At 50.8% G+C, this 25,744-nt stretch carries 20 protein-coding genes; 15 read left to right on the plus strand and 5 right to left on the minus strand.

Features of this window, described 5'->3' with window-relative positions; all coding sequences use genetic code 11:
* Window positions 1–385: 385 nt before the first annotated feature.
* Window positions 386–2,788, plus strand: a complete 2,403-nt coding sequence (locus tag IAE39_RS00150) for a membrane-bound PQQ-dependent dehydrogenase, glucose/quinate/shikimate family (protein WP_201198329.1) — start codon at window positions 386–388, stop codon at window positions 2,786–2,788.
* Window positions 2,789–2,877: 89 nt separating this feature from the next.
* Complete coding sequence (locus IAE39_RS30030; protein ID WP_201162882.1) at window positions 2,878–3,222, plus strand: winged helix-turn-helix domain-containing protein; 345 nt, start codon at window positions 2,878–2,880, stop codon at window positions 3,220–3,222.
* 70 nt (window positions 3,223–3,292) lie between these two features.
* Here the strand turns inward: IAE39_RS30030 and IAE39_RS00160 are convergent, their stop codons facing one another.
* Window positions 3,293–4,630, minus strand: coding sequence for a carbohydrate porin (locus IAE39_RS00160; RefSeq protein ID WP_201198331.1), 1,338 nt, complete (start codon window positions 4,628–4,630; stop codon window positions 3,293–3,295).
* A 913-nt stretch (window positions 4,631–5,543) separates the two neighbouring features.
* Here IAE39_RS00160 and IAE39_RS00165 point away from each other — a divergent pair.
* Genes IAE39_RS00165 through IAE39_RS00180 form a run of 4 tightly spaced genes read left to right on the plus strand, consistent with a single transcriptional unit; the run spans window position 5,544 to window position 10,468 of the window.
* Window positions 5,544–7,700: a TonB-dependent receptor gene (locus IAE39_RS00165; protein WP_442968411.1), complete on the plus strand. Its 2,157-nt coding sequence runs from the start codon at window positions 5,544–5,546 to the stop codon at window positions 7,698–7,700.
* 1 nt (window position 7,701) lies between these two features.
* The gene (locus IAE39_RS00170) at window positions 7,702–8,493 is read left to right on the plus strand and encodes an ABC transporter ATP-binding protein (protein WP_201198333.1); all 792 of its coding nucleotides are present in this window, start codon (window positions 7,702–7,704) and stop codon (window positions 8,491–8,493) included.
* Between the two features lie 14 nt (window positions 8,494–8,507).
* Complete coding sequence (locus IAE39_RS00175) at window positions 8,508–9,443, plus strand: ABC transporter substrate-binding protein (RefSeq protein WP_201162935.1); 936 nt, start codon at window positions 8,508–8,510, stop codon at window positions 9,441–9,443.
* 2 nt (window positions 9,444–9,445) lie between these two features.
* Window positions 9,446–10,468 (plus strand): FecCD family ABC transporter permease, encoded by a 1,023-nt coding sequence (locus IAE39_RS00180; RefSeq protein ID WP_201198335.1) that lies wholly within the window; start codon window positions 9,446–9,448, stop codon window positions 10,466–10,468.
* 141 nt (window positions 10,469–10,609) lie between these two features.
* On the opposite strand, the gene IAE39_RS00185 is transcribed toward IAE39_RS00180, so the two are convergent.
* Window positions 10,610–11,599 carry a GlxA family transcriptional regulator gene (locus IAE39_RS00185; RefSeq protein WP_201162887.1) on the minus strand — a complete coding sequence of 330 codons (990 nt, stop codon included), beginning with the start codon at window positions 11,597–11,599 and terminating at the stop codon, window positions 10,610–10,612.
* 129 nt (window positions 11,600–11,728) lie between these two features.
* Between IAE39_RS00185 and IAE39_RS00190 the strand changes: the two genes are divergently transcribed.
* A complete protein-coding gene (locus IAE39_RS00190; RefSeq protein WP_201162888.1) occupies window positions 11,729–12,934 on the plus strand; it encodes an S-(hydroxymethyl)glutathione dehydrogenase/class III alcohol dehydrogenase in 1,206 nt (401 codons plus the stop codon).
* 865 nt (window positions 12,935–13,799) lie between these two features.
* Window positions 13,800–14,693, plus strand: coding sequence for a metal ABC transporter solute-binding protein, Zn/Mn family (locus IAE39_RS00195; RefSeq protein WP_236404041.1), 894 nt, complete (start codon window positions 13,800–13,802; stop codon window positions 14,691–14,693).
* Window positions 14,694–14,779: 86 nt separating this feature from the next.
* Here IAE39_RS00195 and IAE39_RS00200 read toward each other — a convergent pair whose 3' ends face one another.
* Window positions 14,780–15,769, minus strand: coding sequence for a GlxA family transcriptional regulator (locus IAE39_RS00200; protein WP_201198337.1), 990 nt, complete (start codon window positions 15,767–15,769; stop codon window positions 14,780–14,782).
* Window positions 15,770–15,895: 126 nt separating this feature from the next.
* Here IAE39_RS00200 and IAE39_RS00205 point away from each other — a divergent pair, with 126 nt between their 5' ends.
* On the plus strand, window positions 15,896–17,008 hold the full coding sequence (locus IAE39_RS00205; protein ID WP_201162890.1) for an S-(hydroxymethyl)glutathione dehydrogenase/class III alcohol dehydrogenase: 1,113 nt from the start codon (window positions 15,896–15,898) through the stop codon (window positions 17,006–17,008).
* 21 nt (window positions 17,009–17,029) lie between these two features.
* Complete coding sequence (locus IAE39_RS00210; RefSeq protein WP_201162891.1) at window positions 17,030–17,413, plus strand: VOC family protein; 384 nt, start codon at window positions 17,030–17,032, stop codon at window positions 17,411–17,413.
* 93 nt (window positions 17,414–17,506) lie between these two features.
* Here the strand turns inward: IAE39_RS00210 and IAE39_RS00215 are convergent, their stop codons facing one another.
* Entirely contained in the window at window positions 17,507–18,562 is a 1,056-nt protein-coding gene (locus IAE39_RS00215) for an aromatic ring-hydroxylating oxygenase subunit alpha (RefSeq protein WP_201162892.1), read from the minus strand.
* A gap of 665 nt (window positions 18,563–19,227) precedes the next feature.
* Between IAE39_RS00215 and IAE39_RS00220 the strand changes: the two genes are divergently transcribed.
* Complete coding sequence (locus IAE39_RS00220) at window positions 19,228–20,016, plus strand: outer membrane protein OmpK (protein WP_328822848.1); 789 nt, start codon at window positions 19,228–19,230, stop codon at window positions 20,014–20,016.
* A 29-nt stretch (window positions 20,017–20,045) separates the two neighbouring features.
* Here the strand turns inward: IAE39_RS00220 and IAE39_RS00225 are convergent, their stop codons facing one another.
* The gene (locus IAE39_RS00225; protein WP_201162893.1) at window positions 20,046–20,708 is read right to left on the minus strand and encodes a GntR family transcriptional regulator; all 663 of its coding nucleotides are present in this window, start codon (window positions 20,706–20,708) and stop codon (window positions 20,046–20,048) included.
* 397 nt (window positions 20,709–21,105) lie between these two features.
* Between IAE39_RS00225 and IAE39_RS00230 the strand changes: the two genes are divergently transcribed.
* From IAE39_RS00230 to IAE39_RS00245, 4 genes are all read left to right on the plus strand, one after another.
* Complete coding sequence (locus IAE39_RS00230) at window positions 21,106–22,173, plus strand: Rieske 2Fe-2S domain-containing protein (protein WP_201162894.1); 1,068 nt, start codon at window positions 21,106–21,108, stop codon at window positions 22,171–22,173.
* A gap of 100 nt (window positions 22,174–22,273) precedes the next feature.
* Window positions 22,274–23,617, plus strand: a complete 1,344-nt coding sequence (locus IAE39_RS00235; protein WP_201162895.1) for a nucleobase:cation symporter-2 family protein — start codon at window positions 22,274–22,276, stop codon at window positions 23,615–23,617.
* A 29-nt stretch (window positions 23,618–23,646) separates the two neighbouring features.
* Window positions 23,647–24,732, plus strand: coding sequence for a sugar phosphate isomerase/epimerase family protein (locus IAE39_RS00240; protein WP_117182408.1), 1,086 nt, complete (start codon window positions 23,647–23,649; stop codon window positions 24,730–24,732).
* A 150-nt stretch (window positions 24,733–24,882) separates the two neighbouring features.
* Window positions 24,883–25,737 carry an aromatic ring-hydroxylating oxygenase subunit alpha gene (locus IAE39_RS00245; protein WP_201162896.1) on the plus strand — a complete coding sequence of 285 codons (855 nt, stop codon included), beginning with the start codon at window positions 24,883–24,885 and terminating at the stop codon, window positions 25,735–25,737.
* The last annotated feature ends 7 nt before the right edge of the window (window positions 25,738–25,744 follow it).

The raw sequence follows: 25,744 nt of genomic DNA on the forward strand, positions 1-25,744 counted from the left end.
CCAGTGAACCCAGCGCGCTTGCCCTAGCATCTTTTAGCTGCAGCATCCGTCCCAGCTGTCTGTGATCACGTAATTCACGTGCGGGTAGTCCATGCCTGAGCTGACAAGTGCTTCAGTAAATTTTTTTTACAATGCCGCTTGGTTTTTGACCGAAATCGGTCAAAAACGCCTTGTCTTTGGGCTGTCTTCTGAAGCGACAGGCTTACCATCTGCATCGCGCCTGCTTCAACTTGTCGCACTCTCGCGATGGGTTTAGCGCAACCCTAATTTATGAGCTTGATATCGCTAATTCTCTGCTTTTTGCGGCGGATGGCATCTGCTCGAGCTCTAATCGGCGCTAATACCTTACACCGGATGTACTGCCGGTTTGTGGATAGGAAAAGAAATGCAGAAATGGTTGATACTGCTGATCCGAGTGGTCGGCGTTTTGCTAGGGCTGGCGGGAGCTGCTTTGGCGGGAGGAGGCTTTTATCTCATCACACTGGGAGGTTCGTGGTTCTACCTTCCTATTGGTCTGCTCATGCTATGCACAGGGTGGCTGACATTGAAGCGTCGGCCCGGAGCATTCTGGCTCGCTTGGCTCATGTTCGTGATCGTTGCTATTTGGGCTTACTGGGAAGTAGGCAGCGATTTCTGGCAGCTTGTTTCTCGCGTCATGATTTTCGGTGTGATTTGCTTGGTGTTGACCGCTCTGGCGCCTCAGCTCAATGCAAGCGAGCAAGGTGGCATCAAGCGTGCTCCGGCCACTATTTTGAGCGTAATAGTTGCCGTTGGTTTGATCTCGACCTTCGCATCCATGTTCCGCCCACACGCACAGGTAGAAGCTCAAGCTGACGCCAAGTTCCCGATTATTCATCCTGAAGCGGGTGATGCAGAGGGCAAAGACTGGCCGGCATGGGGTCGGAACTTGGCAGGCGATAAGTTTGCCCAGTTCGATCAGGTAAACAAGCAGAACGTGAAAGATCTGAAGGTCGCCTGGACGTACAGAACAGGCGATCTGTCGGTCGACGGTTCTGAATACCAGGTAACTCCAATCAAAATCGATGACACCTTGTACCTATGCACTCCCTTGAACAAGGTGATCGCTCTTGATCCGGTGACCGGTGCTGAGCGTTGGCGCTTCGATCCTAAGATGGAGGTCACTCGTGGCAATAAGGGTTGGAAACGATGCCGAGGTGTCAGCTACATCGACCTGGCCCCATCTGCAGGTGCCGACGGCAATTCTCAGCCCACCACTCCACAGCCTGCGGCTTGTGAGAAGCGCATCGTTAGCACAACGAACGATGCTCGACTCTTCGAAGTGGACGCCAAGACTGGTAAGGCGTGCACCGATTTTGGTGACAACGGCTTCGTGAATCTGCTGGACGGTCTGGGTGACACTGCAGCCGGCTCTTACTATCTCACCTCTGCGCCGCTGGTTGCTGATGGAGTGATCATGGTGGGGGGCAAGCTCAACGACAACATGACCGTTGGTGAGGCTTCGGGTGTAGTTCGTGGTTACGACGCGGACACTGGCAAGCTGTTGTGGGCGTGGGATCCTTCCCGCGGTGCCGAGGACAGCAGCCCGCTGCCAGCGGGTGAGGTTTATGCCAAGGAGTCGCCGAATTTCTGGGGTACCGCTTCGTACGATCCGAAGCTGGGCCTGGCATACTTCCCGACCGGCAACCAGACTCCGGACTTCTGGACTGGCAACCGTCACAGCTACTCGGATGAATACAACGACTCGATCGTTGCCATTGAGCTGAAAACAGGCAAAGAACGCTGGCATTTCCGTACGGCTAACACCGACCAGTTTGACTACGATGTATCGTCGCAACCGATCCTGTATGACCTCCCGCTGCCAGATGGCACCGTGCGTCCAGTGGTCATTCAGCTAACCAAGCGTGGTCAGATCTTCGTCTTGGATCGCGCAACAGGCGAGCCAGTTGTACCCGTTACGTACAAGAAAGTACCTACGGATGCTATGCCAGGCATGAAGGTGGCTGACCACCAGCCATACTCCGCACTTTCAGTGGGCGTAGAGCCACTGAAGGAAAAGGACATGTGGGGTGCAACACTGTTCGATCAGATGCTCTGCCGTATCGATTTCCTGAAGATGCGCTGGGAAGGTGAATGGACTCCGCTTTCCGACCAGAAACGAACGCTCATCTGGCCAGGCTACTACGGTGGCTTTAACTGGGGTGGTGGTGCTCTGGATGCGCGTACTGGTACGTTGATCGTCAACGATATTCGTATGGCGATGTGGGGCAAATTCATCAAGCGTGAAGAGGCCAACAAAGCCGGCCTGGTGCCGTCAACCGAAGGTGAATACTCCGAGCAGTTGGGCACTCCGTGGGGTGTTGAGCGCTCGATGTTCCTGTCGCCTCTGGGAACGCCGTGCTTCAAGCCTCCGTTTGGCTCGATGACTGCCATCGATCTCGCGACCCAGAAGGTCAAGTGGCAGGTGCCGATGGGTAGCATTCAAGATGCGCCTATAAAAGGCATCGCCCCGGGCGTGTATCTGCCAATCGGCATGCCAACCCTGGGTGGCCCACTCGTCACGAAAGGTGGCCTGACGTTCTTCCACGGTTCGCTCGACTACTATGTGCGTGCACTGGACAACGATACTGGTGAAGAGCTGTGGCGTGACCGTCTGCCGGTTGGCGGCCAGGGTGTCCCGATGACCTACGTAGGCAATGACGACCAGCAGTATGTCGTGGTTGTTGCTGGTGGGGCCACTCGTACTGGTACCAACAAGAATCGCGGCGATTACGTGATTGCTTACTCCCTGAAGTCGAAAGCTGAATAAGCCCCCAAATACCAAGGTGTCGCAGTCTTTGCATTGTGATGCCTTGGTTACTTTCCGCAGCTCCATGAATGCCACCCCTAGGTTCGAAGATGAACCAGGGCTTGTGGCTGTCTTTGCCAATCACGGGGGAGACATTTGTGCAGTTTCAGGTTTTGGATTTGAATGTCGATCTTGATAAGCGAGAGATTAGCTGTGGGGGCAGCCGTGTGAGGCTCTCCTCCATACCGTTCGGTGTATTGGTTTTGCTAGCAAAGAATTGTGAAAGCATCGTGTCTAGAGAGAAACTTCTGGATGAGGTCTGGGGACTTAAATTTGACCCTGGAACAAAAGTAGTAGATGTGCAATTGACTAGGTTGAGGCGGGAGCTCAAAGATATCGGATGCAGTGCAAAAATTATGAACTCGAGGAGCGCGGGTTTCAAACTCTGCACGTGAGTAGAAAAATTCTGCTGTCGAGGGTCGCTGCGCGAGTGACTCGCGCAGCGAAGGGAAGCTGGGAGGAAAGTTAGAAACTTGACCCTACCTGCAGGCCGATCACTACCGCGTTTTCTACTTCCCTGACGTTTCCAGGGTTACGGATGTATTGGATGTTAGGCATCAAGTGAAGCCAGTTAGTAGCTTGGATTCGATAGTTTAGCTCGGCTTGGTAACTGGTATGCTGCTCTGGGATGTACGAAGGGCTGTCAAAATACACTCCGTTAACCTGGTTCTTGAATTGGGCGTTTTCTAGGTATTGATCGCTAGCGTGTACGCGCGACAGGCCAAGCCCTAGCTGATCAAGCGGGCGGAAATCAAAAGGCCCTTTATACACCAAACTGATATGCATATAGCTATCGACGGGAGTAGTTGCTTGGTCTTGAAAACTAAGGCTTGCTGCAAGCACTAGACCTCGGCTTTGATCGTTGTTCTTGCTGCAGATCTGTTGCTTTGCATTAAGCCACCAGCCGCTGCGACCATCATGGACTCTGTACTGATTCTGAGTGAGCGCTGCTGGTTGACCGTTGACGTCATTGAGTACGTCAGGACGGTTGACCGTATTCTTGAAGTATCCAACACGGTACTCACCAGGTAATTTCCCGATACGTGGTGTCCAGACAAGCTCCACCGGCACCATGGTGCCACTTGTTCCGTGTGTTCGAAGCTTTAAACCGTTGTCGTTGTCCAGGCTCGAGGGATCAACGTTGTAGGCAGCGATTTTGGCGACAAGGTCATCTGCCAATGCATACTGAAGACGAACTGCCCACGAACTGATAGGGCTGTTGTAGATGTCATTGACGTAGTTGCCAGGCTGCGAACCACAAAACGATAAATTTTGGAATGCGCAATCTGCAGTGGCGAACTCATCGCCTACTGTGAAACGCCCGATCTTTACGTTCAGTTTGTTGTCGATCCAGCCTTTCGACAGCCAGAATTGGCTTAGCCGTGTAACACTTCCTCTGCCGTGGATTTCTTGAGTCGCTCCGAAACCACCGACGCGACGGTCGTTAAGAGCATCCTCATCCAGGCCGCGACCATTGCGATTTGATAGACGGATTTCCGCTTCCGCATTTTTCCAGGACAGCAATTCCGAAAGATCTAGCTTTGCACCTGCTGACCACTGATCTGCATAACGGGCGGTATGGTGGGAGGCGCCCCCATGGACATTCGCTGCAATTTCACTCAGGTAGCTGAATTCTAGATCAACACCCTGATCAGCAAGTTCTCCCCGGGAGCCGTTCCAGTCTCCGAGCATCCAAGGCGAAGAGGGCGAGAGTGGTTCATGCGCAAGCGCCTGAGGAGTGTAAAGATTTATTAGGGCAAGAATGCTTAAGGTGGAGGTGGTGAAGGTATGGCGGAGGTACATCCATAGTTCCTATGTTTGGTTTCTGTACGTACACCTAAAGCTTAGAGGACTGCCAGGGTGTTCTGCGATTTTACCAACTGGCGTACTGCAGAAAGGTTAAATTTCTCTGGTTCGTCCTGCGAGAACGTCGGCTAACAAAAAAGTTCGAGTAAATTGTTATTGCAAATAAATTTGGTACGGGTAACGCTATTCAGGCGTTGCCCCCAAGATCTATTAGTCGGGAGCCTCTGTTTTCCGCTGGTTAAGCTGGTGAAATGCTCGGTAAAATTATTGATTGCAATAGCCTCCGCGATACAGGCTAAGGTCGCTGGGGAAGTTAAAAAGCTTGGTCAGTGTTGGAGTGCTTTCGGCGTAGCAATCACTGATGCCAAGACGTATGCATCCTGCATTGGATACAGCCTCTTAATCGTTTTTGAGTAAGGCGCTGCTGGATTCGAACCCGTACGGAATCGGACGCCTTGCTGCTGTAATAGCTCACCACTAGCAGTTCGTCCTCGTAAACCTCCATTTCATCAATCTTGACACGTAGTGCTGATTCGATCTCGGCTAGGCGATCAGGCTCGATGCTGATGCGAAATAAATCTGCTGCGCGCTTGAGGTCAAGCTTGCGAGTCATAATGTTCACGAGTCATCTGGCCTGGGACGTCGTCTTTGCAGAGCACCTTTCTTCAGCAGTTGGCGAAAAGGATGCGTGCGAGAGATCACCCACAGGTGGGAGCGAACGGCGCCGAATAGGACTGAAATGGCCATTAATGATTCCGGTTTGAGGAGGCTTGCGAAGAGCCTTTGAGCTTCTTTCAGTCCAGCGTGGAGGAGGGCTCAAGCGGTGATCGCCCGCATTTCGATTATGGATATGTTATAACGTATCTTTTAGGCCTGTGCGTTCTGACGCTCGGGTTAACCATGAACTCGAATGACATCCATGAACTCCTTAGCATCCACTCCGTTTCTCGTATCTGCGCTATGGCTTGCCATTGCTGACTCAAGTGCTTACGCCGCAGAACCAACCTCGATTTCCCTTCCCGCTAGTACTATTGCTGCTGACCTCATCGCTGATGAGACGCAGATCGGGCTTGATGTGTCTAACACTGCCGGAAGCCGCTTGGGGCTCAGCGCGTTGGAGACGCCAGCGAGTACAACGGTTCTGACGGGGGGGAGCATCAGAAGCCACGGCGACACTACGGTGCAGGATGCTGTCGCGCGCAGTCCTGGCATTACGAGTATAGGTGCGCCCGGCGATGGCGGAACGGCGCTATCTGCCCGCGGCTTCACGGGGCAGGGATCTGTGATGCAGCTTTTTGACGGCACTCGCCTGTACTCGGGAATGGGCTCCTCGACATTCCCCGTCGATACCTGGGCGGTCGAGCGTGTCGACGTGCTCCGAGGCCCTGCCTCGGTTCTTTACGGTGAAGGCGCCACTGGTGCTGTAGTGAATGTCATCCCGAAGAAGCCGTTTGATGGAGAGATCCGGAATCGGCTTCGCCTGGGTTACGGTTCCAACGACAGCCAGCAGGCGGCCTTGGACAGTGGTGGCTCACTAAGCGATACATTCACGTATCGACTGAATCTGAATCAGCTGCGTAGCAATGGATGGATCGATCACGGCGATTCTCAAGGCACATTCATTAGTGGCTCGCTTCGCTGGCAGGTAAACGAGGCGTTCTCGCTTCAGCTATCGCATGATTCGGGTGACCACACCCCGATGAACAATTTCGGTGTGCCCCTCGTTGATGGTCACTACAAGAGCAGTTTGCGATACAAAAACTATAACGTTGGCGGGGCTAAGCAGCATTACGATGACCAGTGGACGCGGCTGACGGCTACCTGGCAGATTTCCGATGCGGTCAGTTCTACCAATGAACTGTATTACCTGAAGTCGCGGCGTCGATGGGCTAACGCGGAAAACTACAATTGGGACACCGATAACCAGCAGCTACTGCGTAGCGGGTTCTACGGTATCAAGCACAATCAGGAGCAGGTTGGCGACCGACAAACCTTCACGATTCAGCACTCCTTATTCGGGCTGAACAGTCAGAGTCTTGTAGGGTTTGATGTCAACCGTATTCGCTTCAAGCTGACCAATAACTCTCCTTACGATGATGTGGTGACAGCTGGCGAGCCGATCGATCTGCACCACCCGAACCGGGACGGATTCCACAGTGCCTCGGAATACCTTCCACTGTCGAAAAGCGTTACCCGCCAAGCGTCGTTCTTTGCAGAAAATCGGACTGAATTGACGGAACGCCTGTCTCTCATCACCGGCTTGCGACGTGATTATGTGGATATCAACCGAGACGACCTGCGAAGCGGCTCGAGCTCCGGAAAAAATCTGATTGGAAATAATTGGAAGGTCGGCATCGTCTATGAGTTAACGCCTGATATGTCCATCTATGGTCAGCAGTCGACCAGCACCGACGGGGTAGGGGGGCTAATCAGCCTGAGCCCGAGCCAGCAACAGTTTGACCTAGCCAAAGCCCGTCAGACCGAGATGGGCTTCAAGCAAATGTTTTGGGATCAAAAGGGGTCTTGGACAGTTGCTGCCTATCACATTGTTAAAAAGAAACTTTTAACCGCAGATCCGCAAGCGCCTGGGTCGTCATTACAGGTGGGTCAGCAGTCGTCGAACGGAGTCGAAGCCAGTCTGGATCTTCAACTGCCCTATGACTGGAAGCTCCAAGCAAATGCCGCTCTGGTAAAGGCGAAGTACGACGATTTTGATCAGGCGGTGAATGGCGTTGCGGTGTCACGCAGCGGCAATCGACCGATTAATGTACCGCGACGCACTGCCAATCTCTGGCTGGATAAGGCGTTTTCGCAGGACTTGAATGCAGGGGCGGGCCTGCGCTATGTCGATGCTCGCTATGCCGACATCGCGAACATGAACAAGCTTCCCTCCTACACCGTCGTCGATGCAGCCGTTTCCTGGAAAGCCTTGAAGAACACAAAATTGGGTCTGCAGCTCAGGAACGTTTTCGACCGAGAGTATGCGAGCACGCAATACAACGAGGGGCAGCAGTGGATCCTGGGTGAGCCTCGCTCCTTCTATCTGACTGCCGACATCGACTTCTAATATGACAGGCGCCCTATTAACTATCAGGGACGTGGGCTGGACATCACCAAGGAGTGGCTCTGGCGTTGAGCCATTCACGCTCAAGAACATCTACATGCGCATCGAGTCAGGCGAATTCGTGGGGCTTATCGGGCCTAACGGAGGAGGAAAGACCAGCTTACTGCGCTGCGCCATGCGCTACAGCAAACCAGAGAGTGGCGTGGTGGGTCTGTCAGGAGATGACCTCTGGGCGCAGTCTGCGCGATGGAGTGCCCAGCGAATTGCTGTCGTTGGGCAAGAGTTTCCTTCAACCTACGGTTTAAGCGTGCGGGAAGTGGTGGCGATGGGGCGCATTCCGTACCAACGGGGATTTCAGAGCGAAAGCACCAGGGATCGGGTAACGGTCAATGATGCGCTCGAGACAATGGGCTTAGTCCACCTCCAGGATCACGACTTTGGGCTGCTCTCCGGTGGAGAAAAACAGCGGACGTTGCTTGCCCGGGCTGTGACTCAAGATCCCCAGGTACTCATCCTGGATGAACCCACCAACCACCTTGATCCCAAGCATCAGGTTGAGTTGCTGGCTCATGTCAAGAAGCTGGGCGTGGCGGTGATCGCGAGTCTTCACGATCTCAATTTAGCCGCGGCGTTTTGCGACCGTCTTTACGTTATCAAGGATGGTCGGATCACTGCCCAAGGACGCCCGTGGGATGTCCTCACGCCAGATAATTTGTTCGAGACCTACGGCGTTGAAGCCTTAGTCGATGCGCATCCCCAAATCGGGACGCCCCGTATTACTTGGAAAATCGTGTGAAACCTATCTTTACGATGGCAGTTTTGCTGGTCAGCTTGTTGGCTTCGATCACTGCCCAAGCGAGTTCATATCCAGTCACCGTTAAAAGCTGCAGCCGAAGCGTCGTCTTCACTCACCCACCTGCGCGGGCGGTCAGCCAGGACGTGAATCTGACAGAAATGATGGTCGCTCTGGGGCTGCAGTCGCACATGGTCGGCTATAGCGGCGTCACGGGCTGGAATAAACCCACCGGCGGATTGATGACCGCCCTCAAGGGATTACCGGAGGTGGCCACGCATTATCCAACCGTGGAAACACTGCTGAACGTGAACGCAGATTTCTTCTTCGCTGGCTGGAACTACGGAATGATGGTCGGAGGTGATGTCACGCCTCAGACGCTGAAGCCTCTAGGTATCCAAGTTTATGAGCTGACTGAATCCTGCTCGCTCATTGAACCAAGTGCTACAGCTAGCTTGGAGCAGGTCTACACCGACCTGGCTAACCTCGGCAAAATCTTTGATGTCGAAGATCGCGCGCAATTGCTGATCACGCAGCTACGCAAGCGTCAGCAGGCGGTTATTCATCGGGTGGTCGGAAAGAAGAAGCCTCGAGTGTTTGTTTATGACAGTGGGGAAGATCGTGCCTTCACTGCGGGCCGACAGGCTATCCCTCAAGCCTTGATTGAGACGGCTGGAGGGCGGAACGTTATGGATGGCATTAGTGCCAGTTGGACGCAGATCGGATGGGAGAGCGTGGTGGAGGCAGACCCGCAATTCATCGTCATTATTGACTACGGTGAGCGAAGCGCGGCGGAGAAGATTCAATTTCTACGTGAGAACCCCGCGTTGCAGTCTATTGAGGCAATTCAAAACAAGCGATTCGTGGTGCTTCCCTACAGTGCCATGACGCCGGGAATTCAGAACCTCGGTGCAATCGAAGCTTTGGCAGCCGCATTTGATGAAGAGCGATGATCATGGCTCCGATCAAGACCCCAGATGCTTACGCCGGGCTCCTTGTATTGCTCGCAAGCCTGATTGTGTTTGTGTGTCTAACGGCGCTCGCTATCGGAGCTGCACCGGTACCGCTCAAGGTCGCGTGGCAGGTTGTTCAAAGTCACCTACTTGGGGCTGAGCCGCTGGATGCCACATCTGGGCAGGATCACATCATCTGGTTGATCAGAGCGCCGAGGGTTGTCCTAGCTGTTCTTGTCGGAGCGGGACTCGCAATGGTTGGTGCTGCTCTCCAAGCTGTTACACGAAACTCTTTGGCGGATCCGCATCTCCTGGGAGCGACTTCCGGTGCAGCACTTGGGGCTGTCGTTGTCGTTATGTACGTAGGGGAGCTATTGGGTCAGTTCACTTTGCCGCTCGCCGCGTTTCTGGGAGCTTCAGCTTCTCTTTTGCTTGTAATGGCAATCGCTCGGAAGCACGGCACTTTCACGAGTGATCGGCTGCTGCTGAGCGGTGTAGCGGTGTCGTTTGTTTTGATGGCCGCGGCTAATCTCCTGTTGTTTCTGGGTGATCATCGTGCGAGTTCATCAGTTCTGTTCTGGATGATGGGTGGGCTTGGTGCGGCTCGCTGGGAGCTATTGTGGCTGCCGCTCTGTGTGATTGTGTTGGGAGGTCTCGCGCTTTGGGCGTGTGGGCGTTCTCTGAATGCGCTTATGGCTGGTGAACAGACGGCTGTCAGTCTGGGCGTGGACGTCCATCGAGTGCGGATTAGTGTATTTGTCATGACCTCGTGCATGACGGGTGTAATGGTGGCACTAAGCGGGTCGATCGGCTTTGTGGGGCTTATGGTTCCTCACATAGCCCGCCGGCTGGTGGGCGCCGAGCATCGACGCCTAATACCGCTCTGCGGGTTGCTCGGCGCTTTGCTTGTGGTGTGTATGGACATCGTCGCCAGGACTGTGATCGCTCCTCAGGACTTGCCAATCGGTGTTGTCTCTGCAGCGATAGGTGGGATGTTCTTTATCGTATTCATCTACCGCAGTTAAGTCTGAGCTTGGCCCGAAAAATGATACATAGCGTGCGTATGCTGCATCGTCGCTACGCTTTCGGGCCCAACCACGCAGAACACCGTTAGCGTTCGGACGTTCGTGCCGTCCCCCGCTTCATCTCATAAGTCCACCAGGCCTTCAGTGCGCTTCATATTGATCGCGGTATGCTTTCGGTGTGACACCTAGGTGCCGCTGAAATACTCTCCTCATGTGTTCTTCTGAGCCGAATCCACATTGTGCGGCGATACGCTTCAAAGCTACGTCTTCATCAGCTAGCAAACGTCGTGCGCGCTCGAGCCTCGCGCGCTCTATGAATTCAGAGGGCGAGCTTTCGGTTTGACGTTGAAAGACCCGCCGCAGGTTGCGAGTGCTCATGTTCGCCTGGGATGCAAGTGTTTCTAGAGTAAGATCCCGGCTAAGGTTTTGAAGAATCCAGATCTGTAATTCTCTTATTCCGGAATGCGGAGTCATCTGGCTACCGAGATGCTGGCTAAACTGAGACTGCCCGCCGGGACGCTTTAGATAGACGACTAGCTCTCGCGCTATGGTTAATGCCAGATCCTGTCCGAGATCCTGCTCTACTAAAGCTAGGCTCAAATCTATAGCCGCCGATACGCCGGCACACGTCCAAATCCGTCCGTTTTGAATGAAAATGGCATCAGCGTTGACATTGATTTCCGGAAATTCGGTAGCGAGCCGGGTAGCAACGCTCCAGTGAGTGGTTGCGTCAAGGCCATCCAGGACACCCGCTTGCGCGAGAAAAAAAGCCCCAGAGCAGACGCCCACGAGCCGATCAATCCGGGATGCTGCGTGTCTGCACCAATCAACGATAGGGCGATGCTGATGTACTGCTGTTGTAATGTCACGGGCGCCAACAATCAGCGCGGTGTTAGGCAGGATTCTGCTCCGCAGAGATTCCGCATCGAGTCTGGCTAACGTGTCGGATTGAATCGAGCCCGCCTCTGGCGCGACTAAGTGGAGGTCGTAAAGGGGAGGCTCGCCGCTCGCTGTCAAATGCGCATTGGCGTAGTCAAACACCGTGAGCGCACCTACAGCTTCGAGGGACTTGAAGCCGGGATAAATGACAATGTGTACGGTGTGGAGGGCCGGTGCATCGGTTAGCCTCATTGGATAGGTTCCTTGGCTGTGGCAATCGGACAGACTTCAAGCGAATGTGGCCAACCTGAGGCGGGTGGTCTTGCAGACGCAATCAGCTGTTGTATCTTTTGATACGTTATAACCTAACGGAGTACAACAATGAAAACACGTGCCGCTATCGCTTGGGGGCCTAATCAGCCACTAGAATTTGAAGAAGTTGACCTTGAGGGCCCAAAAGACGGGGAAGTGCTCGTCCGGATCGTCACGACCAGCCTTTGTCACACGGACGTCTTCACTTTGTCCGGGCGAGATCCTGAAGGGAAATTTCCTTGCATCCTCGGTCACGAGGGGGTGGGTATTGTTGAGGACGTAGGCCGCGGCGTTACGTCCGTGAAGCCAGGCGATCATGTCATTCCGCTGTATACGCCAGAAGATCCAAACTGCCCCTTCATCAAATCTGGTAAGACCAACCTTAGCCAGTCTATTCGAAAGACCCAGGGCGAAGGACTAATGCCTGATGGCACAAGTCGTTTTTCCTATAAGGGACGGACAATTTTCCACTACATGGGTACATCCACATTCAGTGAGTACACCGTTTTGCCCGAAATTGCCGTTGCTAAAATCGATCCTGCAGCTCCGCTGGCCAAGGCTTCGATTATGGGTTGTGCGATTCCGACGGGCATTGGTGCTGTCCGGAACACTGCCAAGGTTCGTCCGGGTGATACCGTTGCTGTATTCGGCCTGGGCGCTGTCGGAATGGCAGTTATCCAAGGAGCTGTTCTCCAAGGGGCGAAACGTATCATCGGCATTGACGTTAACCCCAACAAGTTCCCATTAGCCATGTCTCTTGGAGCGACTGAGTGCGTAAATCCTAGGGACTACAACGAGCCACTTCAAAACGTCATCATTGACATGACGAATGGTGGTGTAGATTTCTCTTTTGAATGCGTGGGTAATGTCGAACTCATGCGAGCCGCGCTTGAATGCTGCCACAAAGGATGGGGAGAAAGTATCATCATCGGCGTGGCCGGCGCTGGAGAAGAAATCGCTACCCGACCGTTCCAATTAGTGACTGGTCGAGTGTGGAAGGGGAGCGCTTTTGGCGGGGTATTGGGTCGGTCTGAGCTTCCAGGCATGGTTGATGAATGGCTTCGTGGTGAGATTAACGTTGATCCATACATCACTCACAATATGGATCATGAAACACTGAACCATGCATTTGACCTTCTGAAGCGTGGTGAGGCGATTCGTTCGGTAATCCATTACCAAGAGCGTGAGACACTTAGCCATGATTTGCCTGGAGTGATCATTGATCGTAACGGGCGCGTGATTCCAAAGCCGGAACTGAAGCATACACCTGCTTGAATATAGAGCGGCCCTGTCTAAGGCAGGGCCGTTCTCGTTGGGTTAGACCTGCTTGTTGTGATGTCGTAATTCTATATATATTAATGATAATTTGAGTCAACCGTATGGCCTGAGTCGGTGAGGGTAATGCAATGAAGCAAATCACAAAAGAGAAGTGTAGCTTGAGACTGACCTCCTTGAATAATCGCCAGTTAGTCGGTGCGGGAGTTTTCTTGGGAGGGTGGTTTCTTATCATAAGCTATCTAGTTATCCATCAGTCGGGTTAAAAAGCGACCGCCACTGAGTCAGTAAATGAAAAGGGATCGAAGCGGCGCGTAAAACCTTTAGTAACCCGCCACCGCTACCTCTAACCCGCAAGAGTGTTCACACTAGAGGTGCGACAGGAAGGCTGAAGGGCAGCGCCATCTCCAGGGGGAATACGCTCATCTCAAACAACTGATGAAAAATAAAGGGATGATGTTTTTTCTATTTTTCCCCTGTGTGAGTATTTTGTACACATAATTTGAATTGCAGGTCATTTCCTAGGTGCGATATGTTGTCTGGCAATATGTCGTCAGAAGAAAGTAAGGTTGAACTTCTGTGAGTGGAGGCTGGTTTATATCGCTTCTATCTCGAAGCTTTAGTTTATTGTGTAGCGATTGCGTGCGTGCTTAATTATAATATTATTTTGCTTCGTCTACTATCGAGTGATTGTGGTGGCTGATAGTGGCGGAAAGTTTGGGGGGGTTGTCTTTGGTTCTACTCAAAGCTAACGAATGTAACGGCGTGTAAGCTTGAGTACTTCAAATTTATATTGGTGGGTATGTGTGGGGCTGTGGTTGATAAGTAAATCTCTTCTAGCATGATGTGAATAGAAGGAAGTGAAATGAGACTGTCTCGTGCTGTGGTTGCACTAATGAGCTCAATTGGTTGGCTGTTCGGTAGTTCAGTGGCATGCGCGAATACGCTTAACGTTGTATCAAGCTTTACCGTACTTGCCGATGTTATCAAAAACGTAGGTGGTGATGGTGTCAAGGTGAGGAGCATTGTCCCTCCAAATGGCGATCCCCACAAATTTGAGCCCTCACCAGCTGACGCAAAATCGCTGAAGGAGGCTGATATCACATTCATCAGCGGCTTAGGATTAGAAAGTTGGTTTGAACGGCTAGCTCTGGCCTCAGGAAATCAAAATCCACCGGTCGTTGTGTCCGAAGGAATTAAGCCAATCACTTTTTCTGAAGGCCGAAAAACGAAAATAGATCCTCATGTATGGAACAGTGTGGCAAATGTTAAACTCTGGGTGACTAAGATTGAGGCGGAGTTAACCAAAGCAGATCCTAATCAAGCGAAGAAATTTAGTGATAATGCGGACTCTTACCTAGCTAAGCTTGATGCTTTAAATCAGCTCATTATCATACAGCTCGCTGAGGTACCACTTGCGCAACGAAGAGTGTTAACGAGTCATGATGCGTTTGGATATTATGCAATGGAATACGGAGTGAGTTTCCTCTCACCTCTGGGCCTTTCCACTGAGATAGAAGCATCCGCGGCTGATATAGCTACGTTGATTGACCAAATTCGACGAGAGGGGGTTAGGGTATATTTCACTGAGAACTCAAATGACTCTCGGCTTGTGTCTCAGATTGCGAATGCCACTGGAGCTAAGACAGGTGGTGTTCTTTACCCGGAATCTCTTTCAGATGAGAATGGCCCCGCATCAAACTATATTAAGCTGATGGAATACAATACGCGACAAATAGTGCGGGCGACTATGCTGTGATTTAGGCACACGGAGTTCTCTCGGCTAATGAGATCTCCGCGTGCGACACAGCGAGCGTTTCTGATGTAAATGGCGCACTGCTTAGGTCACGTTTTTGTAAACCGGTCGCGGTATTCTTTGGGCGTTACTGATAGAAACTTTTTAAAAGCAAGGCGCATATGGTCAGCGCTAGTAAAGCCGCTCATGAACGATACTGTTTTGATGGGCAGGCTTCCACCGCTTAGCAACCGCCTGGCATGATCAATTCTGGCTTGATCTAGGAACTGGGATGGGCACATGCCCACTTCTTTGCTGAATGTTCTGGTGAAATGTCTTGTGCTCATAGCCGAGCGCTCAGCCATAGAGGCTACGGACATTTTGCTATTGAGATTCTCAATTACCCAATTTTGGATTTCACGCATGCTTGTGTTCTGCGTTCTTTGTGAAACTAAATTTGCACTGAACTGTGATTGTCCACCAGGCCGCTTAAGGAAGATTACTAGATCCTGAGCAACTTCAAGTGCTAGCCGATGACCATGATCCTCCTCTACAAACGCTAACGCTAAATCAATCGATGCACTGACCCCTGCAGATGTCCAGAAGTTCGCGTCTCTGATATAGATGGAATCAATATCTAGCTTCACTTCCGGATATTTCTTCGCAAAAGCATCATTCATCCTCCAGTGTGTGGTGGCTCGTCGACCATTCAATAATCCTGTAGCTGCAAGGAAAAATGCGCCAGAACATAGTGCGGCGAAGCGTGGAGTGCTGGGTGCGGCTCGATGGATCCACTCGATAATCGATGGATTTTCGATTACTGCATTCTCGATGTAGTGAGCACCCACGACGAGAATTGAGTGGGCATCGGTAGACATTTCTAGGTCAATTGTCGCATCCAGGGTCATGATTGTATCTGATGGTACAGGGCCGATTTTGCTTGAACGGATAGCGACCCTGTAGCCCGGCGGATAGCCGTAAGACTCCAAAATCCTATTGGCATAGCTGAATACGGTCATTGGGCCGATTGCTTCAAAGGCTTTGAAACCTCGGTAGATAACCAGCTCAATTGACCTGGTCTGGTAGTCGTCTAAGAGCATTTCGTTTTTCTCCCATGTCCCAAATCGACGGCAGTTTGGCCGACATCGACGGAGCTTGTGGACTCAAGATAGTGGGGGAGGGCGTAAGCTGCGATCACAACCTCCCCGTAACCAAAGGTGATGACAATGATAAAATCACGAGCAGCTGTAGCATTTGGGCCCAAGCAGCCACTGGAAATTGTTGAGGTTGACGTCCAGCCTCCGAAAGCCGGTGAGGTGTTGATCCGTGTCGTAGCGACCGGGGTATGTCATACAGATGCGTACACGCTCTCCGGGCAAGATTCCGAAGGGGTCTTCCCTTGCATTCTTGGGCACGAAGGAGGCGGCATCGTCGAGGCTGTGGGCGAAGGCGTGAAAGGCTTGGCCGTGGGCGATCATGTAATTCCCCTTTACACGGCAGAGTGCGGGGAATGTAAGTTCTGCAAATCTGGTAAGACAAACCTCTGCCAAGCGGTACGTGCTACTCAAGGCAAAGGATTGATGCCAGATGGAACCACTCGATTCAGCTACAAAGGAGAGCCGATCTATCACTACATGGGCTGCTCGACATTTTCTGAATATACCGTTCTGCCCGAAATCAGCCTGGCCAAGATCCCGAAAGACGCGCCGCTCGAGAAGGTATGTTTGCTTGGTTGTGGAGTGACTACAGGTATCGGGGCCGTTCTCAACACTGCGAAAGTCGAGAAGGGCGCAACTGTCGCTATCTTCGGGTTGGGCGGAATCGGGTTGGCTGCGGTAATCGGGGCCAAAATGGCAGGTGCTGGTCGTATCATTGCTGTGGATATCAACCCTGCAAAATTTGAAATTGCCCAAGAGCTTGGCGCAACTGACTTCATCAACCCCAAAGAATACGATCGCCCAATCCAAGACGTCATCGTTGAACTTACAGATGGCGGTGTTGACTACTCTTTTGAGTGCATCGGCAATGTTAATCTGATGCGCGCCGCTCTCGAGTGTTGCCATAAGGGTTGGGGCGAGTCGGTTATCATCGGTGTTGCGCCTTCTGGCGCTGAGATTTCGACCAGACCGTTCCAGCTCGTCACCGGTCGTGTATGGCGCGGTTCCGCCTTTGGGGGAGTAAAAGGAAGAACTGAGCTTCCCTCTTACGTCACCAGATCGCAAGCTGGCGACATCCCGCTCGATAAGTTTATTACCCACAATATGGGGCTTGAAAAAATCAATGAAGCATTCGATCTCATGCACGAAGGTAAAAGTATAAGAACAGTGATTCACTTCTAAACAGCAATTTACGAGGTAAGTATGAGCGTGTTTACACATGTGACCGTTGGCACTAACTCTCTTGATAAGGCTAGAGCTTTTTACGATGAGGTTCTGAGCGAGATTGGTCTCCAACGTCTGGCTGATCTCGGAGACAATGGGTCGATTTGGGGCGTTGATAATCCTTCGTTTTTTGTGCTTAAACCCGCGAATGGTCAGCCGGCGACTGTTGGCAACGGAGTGACTATAAGCTTCGAAGCTCCAAGTCGAGCGGCAATCGATGCCTTCCATGCTAGAGCTCTAGAGTTAGGTGGCAAGGATGAAGGCAAGCCAGGTGAGCGCGGTTGGGCTGAAAATGCTTATGCCGCTTACGTACGCGACCTAGACGGTAATAAACTGGCTGTGTACTCATTTAAGAAGCCTTAAAGATTTGGACGTAGCGAGTTTTACGGCCTCTTAGGAGGCCGTCTTTTTTTGCAAAAAATAAGGTGGCGCTATGCGCCACCTTATTTTAGCCAGCTATGTGTAACTACGATCACTTTCGATTACTGGATCTAGAAGAGCGCTTCGGAAGGCTTGAGCCCCTTCCTTGTGAGCTTCCTTCAGCTCGCGAAGCCATTTCCTGTACTGGATAGACACCTTGTCAGCTACTACTGAGACTTCGTCAGCAGGAGCATCCTTGGGCCATTGAGACTCAATCACTGGTTTGTCTTCGGCGAAGACCAGGTCATTAAAGGCAATGTGCAGATAATCAGAATCGTCAGCTTGCTCCCTCGCAAATAACAGGAAGTTCTTGGTCGTAGTATCGTCTATTGGGCACGAAACGTTAAACAGGACATGCAGTGATTTACTTGAGTATTTCGCTACTTCCAGGTTGATAGCGAATGGCATGCTGCAGGTATAGGAAAACGAGCCGATGGGCGCCTGGTTCGGGACGGCCATGTCCTCAGGTGTATCATAAATGAAGCGGAACTGACCGTTGAATCTGTCCATTGGGACGATTGGAGGCTCGGCATTATTTGGGTCAAACAGCGTGCCTGGATGAATAAAAGCGAAGTGTGAGAAGTCAGTGAAATTTTCCCAGCGGCGCTCCGCTGTTGCGTTCCACCAATAAGGTTCTTGGATAACGATTCGCAACCTGGGATCACTTGCAGCACTGAAATAAGGAATTTCAGTGCATGCGTAGCTTGAGTCTAATCTGACCCAAATCAGACCATAGCGCTCTTCACAATCGAATCGCTGCACTTTTGCTCGGTTTGGAATTGGGCTATTGGGACAAGCCGGCACCAGTTTGCAAGCGCCCTCGCTGTCGTACTGCCATCCATGATACGGGCATTGAAGGCGGTCGTTCGCAATTGTACCCAACGAGAGCTTCGCGGATCGATGCGCACACCGATCGTGCATAGCAACATACTCACCACCTAGCTTTGCCACTACCAACTGCTCACTGAGAAGCGTAACGGCCATTGGCCCAAGACTCGAGGGGTGAGCTTTCTCCAGTTCCGTTACGGTACAAACGGGATGCCAAAAGTGGCGGAGATATTCACGGTCATTATTAATGATTGCCTGTTCCATGTATGTAGCCTTTGTGGATGACGTTATTTTGTTAGCAGCTCCCCACGATCGGGTTGCCATGTCTCCTACTTCTACTCACAGAAAGGTTAAACACACTCTATTTATGTGTTGACACCATTCGTATGGCTGGTACGTCAGATCTAAGATCTGGTACACCAGAAAAGGTAGAGCATTTTTTGGAATGCTGTCAACTCCCAGCAGTGCTGGCGGGGAGAATGCTTCTTGATAAGCAGGTCTGAATTAGAGCTTTAACTAAGTAATTTGCCTCGACTAGTAGCAATCTGGAGCTCATTAAAAGGTAGGGGAAGGAAACATTGAGACGTTTACGTTGCACCAATGCGTTACGTTTAGTACGAAGCGTGCACATTTTTCGGGCATTCATAGCCTCTTATTAAAAAGCATTGTGGAATATAAAGTACCAAAGCCATCCTTTTTAATGACTTTTCTGTAGGTGTAATTGATCAAATAGCGCCGTAAGTAACGACGCTAAGTATCAAAATTCAAATTTTATTCGCTAATGCAGGGAATTGTGTTCCCCTGAGTAACAGACTTAAGATGTATACAATTTTAGATGTATAGCTAACGAATCTTGACTAAAGCGTTTGGCGTAATTTTTGCTCTCAGCTGAACCTGACTCGTAGGTCAGGTGATGAGGAGCTCGTCGAGTGAAATCAACAAAAAAATGTTTGGGAATTTTGGCTGCGACCGTGTTGACACCCTCAGCTTACGCTGGAGATATGCTGCTTTGGCATCAAGAGAGCGTCAGCTATCAGTATGGGAAGGATTTCAAGGTAGATCCGAGGCGAATGCAAATCATAACATTCGAGCATACCAGTGGCTGGGCGTGGGGGGACTTCTTCTTCTTCATTGATAATTACTGGTATCCCGGCTCACAAACTGACTATGACGGTCATCACGGAATTTATTCTGAATACTCTCCCCGGTTCTCTCTATCCAAAATGACGGGCAACTCATTTAGTTGGGGTATTGTGAAGGATGTCTTAATTGCGACGACGATTGAATGGGATAATAATCGAAGCAAAGGTCGCGATGATCAAGTTAACTATCTTATAGGGCCAGGCTTCGACTTATCTATCCCTGGGTTTGATTATTTCATGCTGAACTTCTACTACCGGAAGCCGGAAGGCGGGGAGGGGATGGGTGGTTGGCAGGTCACACCCGTTTGGTCGTATACGATACCTGTAGGAAGAAGCGATATTTTAGTCGATGGTTATATCGACTGGGTGATAGGTGATAAGTACGGGCTAAAGCACAACTTTCACTTCAATCCTCAAGTCAAATACGATATCGGGAAGTTGCTGTGGGGGGCGCCGAAGAAGCTCTATGTCGGAGTGGAGTATGACTACTGGTCTAACAAGTATGGGATAGAGAACACGGCGCAGTATAAAACTGACCAGAGCGTCACCAGCGCAATGATCAAGTATCACTTTTAATGTGCTTATGCGGGGGCGTAGCCCCCGCATTAGATCTGAAGTGCAAACTTAAGATTTACGTCAGGCGAGCGCGCGGCGTCGAACTTATACCCTTTGATCACTAGGTTATAATGGGATGCCAGTAGTTCTTTAGCCGCAACAGCATCTTTACGCTCTAAACAGCCAACAAGCTCGGCATGCTCATTACGCAGTTTGCAGTAGTCAAAACCTACACGGTATAGAGCATTGATCAATGCTTCCCGCCGGCGCAGCTGCGCATGAATCTGATCGATTGTGTTATTACCCAGAAAGGAAATCAGCAACGAGTGAAATCCTCGGCCTAGCTTGTCTCCTTCATCAGCAAGCCCGCATTGGTGCGCGGTGTGCTCTTTATGCGTATGGACACGCAGCTCGTCGAGCTGCTGACTTGTAATGCATTGGATGAGCTGATCGATGACACCACTCTCTAGCACAAGCAGCATTTGATAAAGCTCAAAGGCATCATCGAAGGTTGGGCACCAAACGCTGGTCGAGCGCTTAGGCGAAATTTCGACAAGCTTGTCCTGGGATAGGCGGATCAACGCTTGGCGCACAACGGTGCGGCTTACGTTAAAAAGCTCAGCGATCTCACGCTCGTTCAGCTTTGTCCCTGGGGGCAGTCGGCGGTGATAAATGGCGTCTGAAATAGCGGCGACAATTGTCTGGGTCAGCATGATCTACCTTAGCCCTCTCGTTCGTTGGGCGTGCACGGGTTGCGAACATAGCACCAAAATGTAACACGACACCAACTGTGTCACCGTTTGAAACACGCGCCGTACACAAAAATTGAACGCATTGTATACAGATTCGTGAGTTATTCTGACCCTTAGGTCAGAAAAATGCATTATTAAACAATAGGATAACAGAGTAAGCACACCTCCGATGGATCGATCTGGCACGGAATCTGCTCTGTTTTTGGCTCAACCACGTACCTGCAAGCGGATACAAAAAAACTATCCGTCGTAAAAAACCGGCTAAACTGGTATACCAGATAGGCGATCTGGGAAGCCTGACAGGTTTTTTGGCACACAAAAATAACATTGGCAATCGCTAGCCCTGAGGACTCCACACGTGAACCAACAACTCAAGCCTCTCTTGGACGACAAAACCTACCTCCGTCACTTCTGGCATCCCGTATGCACCCTGAACGAGTTCGAGCGTGCTAACCCTAGCGGGCATGGCCCTATGGGCGTTACCTTGCTAGGAGAACGGTTGGTGATCGCCAGGCTGAACTCGAATATTGTTGCTGCGGCTGACCGATGTGCACATAGATCGGCCCAGCTATCTATAGGGCGAGTCTGTAGCCATGCTGGGACAGATTATTTGGAGTGCCCTTATCACGGCTGGCGTTATGATCAAGAGGGCGCTTGTAAGCTCATTCCTGCTTGCCCAGATAAGAGTATTTCTCCTCGTGCCAAAATATCTTCCTACGATTGTGAAGTAAGATACGGCATTGTCTGGGTTCGACTAGACAATAGCTTTGACTGTACTCAGATTCCCTATCTGAGTGACTACGAAAACCCTGATATGCAAGTGATAGTTGCAGATTCGTACATTTGGAATACTGTTGCTGAGCGACGTTGGGAGAACTTTACTGACTTTTCCCATTTTGCGTTTGTTCATCCAGGTACTCTGTACGATCCATTTTTCGCTAGTCATCCTACGGTATATGTAAACCGAGTTGGTGGGGAAATGCAGTTCAATCTCGCGCCACCGCGAGAAATGAAAGGTATACCCCCTGAAGCGCCTATGGGGGATTTCACCTACCGCTGCACCATGCCTTATTCCGTAAACCTCGAAATCAAATTGTGGAAAGATGACTCGCGTTTCATCTTGTGGACTACCGCCAGCCCGGTTGATGCCACAACCTGCCGCAATTTCATGATCATAGTTCGCGAGAAAGACAATCAGCCAGATCACATGCACCTGGCTTTCCAGAAGCGGGTGCTGGATGAGGATCAGCCGGTAATTGAGTCTCAATGGCCTCTGGAGATTCAAACGTCTGAGGTCTCTGTGGCTACTGATAAGGTTTCTATCCAGTTCCGCAAATGGCATAAGGAATTGTCTGTTGCTGCAGTTGAAGGGCGTGAAGCGTTTCGCAGCTCGGTTTTGACAACGGTTATTGAAGAAGAGCAGTAATACAAAGTATTACGTGTCGCGCCGATGGTGCGACACTTTCCTCGTGCATAGGCAGAAGCCAGAACGCGAGACATTATAATTATTAGCTTGGGTGATGCTCATGCAATCTCTTGCCCTGCGGAAAAAAACAAACGTTTATAAGGTCATGTTCATGGGGTGGCAACATGTGCTTGTGATGTATGCAGGTGCTGTCGCTGTACCGCTGATTTTGGGCGCGGCACTTAAGTTGCCTAAAGACCAAGTGGCCTTCTTGATTAATGCTGATCTATTCGCGTGCGGTATTGCAACGCTGATTCAGTGCATCGGGTTCGGGAATGTTGGCATCCGACTACCTGTAATGATGGGTGTTACCTTTACAGCTATCGGGCCCTTGGTTGCAATTGGTACCGATCCCCAGGCAGGTCTGCTGCAAATCTTTGGGGCGACCATAGCTGCCGGTCTATTTGGGTTCCTGGTAGCACCCTTTATTGGAAAATTAATCCGATTTTTTCCACCTGTTGTGACAGGAACGGAGATCTTAGCTGTAGGTTTGTCGCTGATGGTGGTAGCGGCCAGTTGGTCTGCGGGTGGATATGGGAATCCAGATTTCGGAAATCCTTTATATTTGTCGATAGCTGCTGCAGTCTTAGTAGCAATTTTAATCATTGTTAGATTCGCTAGAGGGTTCTTATCCAACATTTCGATTCTGCTTGGTATGATGTTCGGCTTTCTTTTGGCCTTAAGTGCTGGACAGATCGATTTTAGCGACGTAAGTCGGGCTCCATGGTTCGGGATCGTTGTGCCTTTTCACTTCGGTGTCCCGCAGTTTAGCCTGTGGCCTATTGTTGCAATGTGCATCGTTATGTTGGTCACATTTATCGAATCTACCGGCATGTTCCTGGCGCTAGGAGAGGTCGTCGATAAGCCGGTAGGGGAAAAGGAACTCGTTAGGGGCTTCAGAGCAGATGGTGTTGGTACAATGCTGGGGGGTGTATTTAATACATTTCCCTATACCTCATATGCTCAGAACATTGGCTTAATCAGTATAACTGGCGTGAAAAGCAGGTGGGTGTGTGCCCTGGCTGGATTCTTTTTAGTGCTTCTGGCGCTGTTTCCTAAGGTTGCGATGATAATTGCGTCCATTCCGCCGTACGTGCTCGGGGGTGCAGGTTTAGTAATGTTTGGCATGGTAGCTGCGAGCGGTATAAAGGTTCTTTCGCGGGTTAGCTTCGCTGATAATAAAAACCTATATGTTGTAGCAATCAGTGTGGCGATAGGAATGATTCCTGTGGTTTCGCCCCAGTTCTTTGCCAAGCTGCCTAAAGATATGGCTCCAATTCTTGAAAGCCCAGTGCTCCTGACAGCCATCTGCGCTGTTGTTTTGAATGTCTTCTTCAATGGTTTCGGTAGTGCGGAGGAGACAAAGAACTCACTGTTAACTGCTGCGAAAGAAGCTGAAGTCTGATTTCACACCAACCCTAAGAGAGAAGAATAATGAAAAAGATGTTCTTGCTTGGCTGTGCAGGTCGTGGGGTTCAACCTTCGTCCATTCATAAGCCTGTATCTGACAAAGAGCTTCCCATCATGGAGCAGTTCCGGCTCCAGAAGGAGTCGGGGCTCTGGGACTTCGTAGATCGGATTCCAGTGGGTACTTCTGAATTAGACGAGTATATTAAAGCAAGCCAGACTTACTCGCTGCCAGTCTATAGCGGGAGCTGGACGTATACCTTGGGTGCAGATGAACAACGAATCCGCGAGAATATTGATCAGACGATCGCAGTTGGAGCGAAATATCATAATTTGATGGTCTGGGCGAAACACGCCGATGGGCATTATATTACTGATGAAGAGGTTGCGATCTCTTATCTGAATGCGTATGAATACGCTGAAAAAAGAGGAGTAATTATTACTTTTGAGAATCATGTCGATATGTGGTCGGAAGACCCGCGGCGAGTTGCAAAAGTTGCGGATATGGTCGAACGTCATGGAATACCATTCAATATCTGTATGGATTATAGCCATTGCATTTTTAAGGTTGAGAATGAGGTGGAGATCGCCGTTGCCCAGTTACGCGGTGATCAGGAAGGCACCCGTAGACTTGATCCATTTAATGACGACAGCTACGCGGACGAATGGCTTGCTCGTAATACTGTGCATTGGGCCCAAGTGCGGCCAGCAGCGCCCAATGGGCCACGTAACTGGTGGGCAGGTGAAACTGGCCCATGGGATGGCCTAGGCTATGATCGACCAGGTCGCTCAATCCAATACCCGTTCAGCAATCCAAAATCAGGCGAATGGCACACAGATTTTTGGCACGCTCATAAACTTGCTCCAACCAAAGAGTTGATTCGGAAAGTCATAGATAGCTATATTGCCGAGGAAAACTCTAGTCTCCGTTTGATGACTATCGACAATATTAACCTTGCGGCTTACGGCACTGGCTGGAAGTACGATATGTATGCTGACAGCTGCTTGGTCGCTCAGTTTGTTCGAGAGCTCTATGCGGAGCGCATGGCTATCCACCTTGCCAAAAACGAACAGGGTAACGATTTCGTAAACCAATATCGGAATCAGGTTTGATCACCCCCTTGTATTTTGCCAAGGGCCAAGTCATCACTGTTTAGTCTACTTGCTCGGGAATTGTAGAGATCCTGGATCTCGTTTCCAGTCAATTCTCGAGCTATAACCTGGTATACCAGATGAGCAATGTGAAAAACCAAAGGTGCCAAAATGTCTTCCGATGAAGTAATCTTTAATGATTGGCATCCAGTCGCTGCTTTGGATGATGTGGCTCTGGAAAAGCGCTACCGTTGCCGATTGCTCGGGCGAACTGTCAGCTACGTAAAAAGCGTTGAGGGTGTGAACGCCTTATGGGAGCAAAGTGCAGAATCCGTGTCCCGCATCCACGCCAGGGAAATTTATGGAGTTCTCTGGTTGTCATTTGCCGAGCAGCCCACGGAAATGTTTGACATTCCGGAATTCAACGAGGCGGATCGCCGTATTGTCAGTGCGGGTTCTGTACGTGTCAATGTGTCCGGTCTGCGTGCCATCGAGAATTTTCTGGATATGGCGCACTTCCCATTTGTGCATACCGATATTCTGGGAGCTGAGCCGTTGACCGAGGTTGAACCTTACAAGGTTCACCACGATGAAGAGAGAGATGAGATATTCGCGACAGAATGTCGATTTCCTCAGCCCAAGGGTTCTGCTACAGCGGTAGAGCCTATTGATATGCAGTACATTTACAGAGTTACTCGGCCATATTCAGCAATTCTTTATAAAACTTGTCCCCCACAGCCGGATCGTTGGGATGCTTTGGGGCTCTTTATCCAGCCTGTCGATGAAGATTGGTGCATAGCTCACACCATCATGTGTTACGTCGATGAGGTTAACTCGGATCAGCAGCTTCGACATTTCCAACAAACGATCTTTGGCCAAGACCTGATGATCCTGATTAACCAGGTACCCAAGCGTCTCCCTTTGGCTGCTAGTCGGGAAAGTCCAGTTCGCGCTGACGTTTTAGCGACCGCTTATCGTCGATGGATGCGTGAGAAAGGCGTGCAGTACGGAACCCTGCGGGACTGAATAACAA

Source organism: Pseudomonas sp. S37, from assembly GCF_016658545.1.
Classification (GTDB): Bacteria; Pseudomonadota; Gammaproteobacteria; order Pseudomonadales; family Pseudomonadaceae; genus Aquipseudomonas.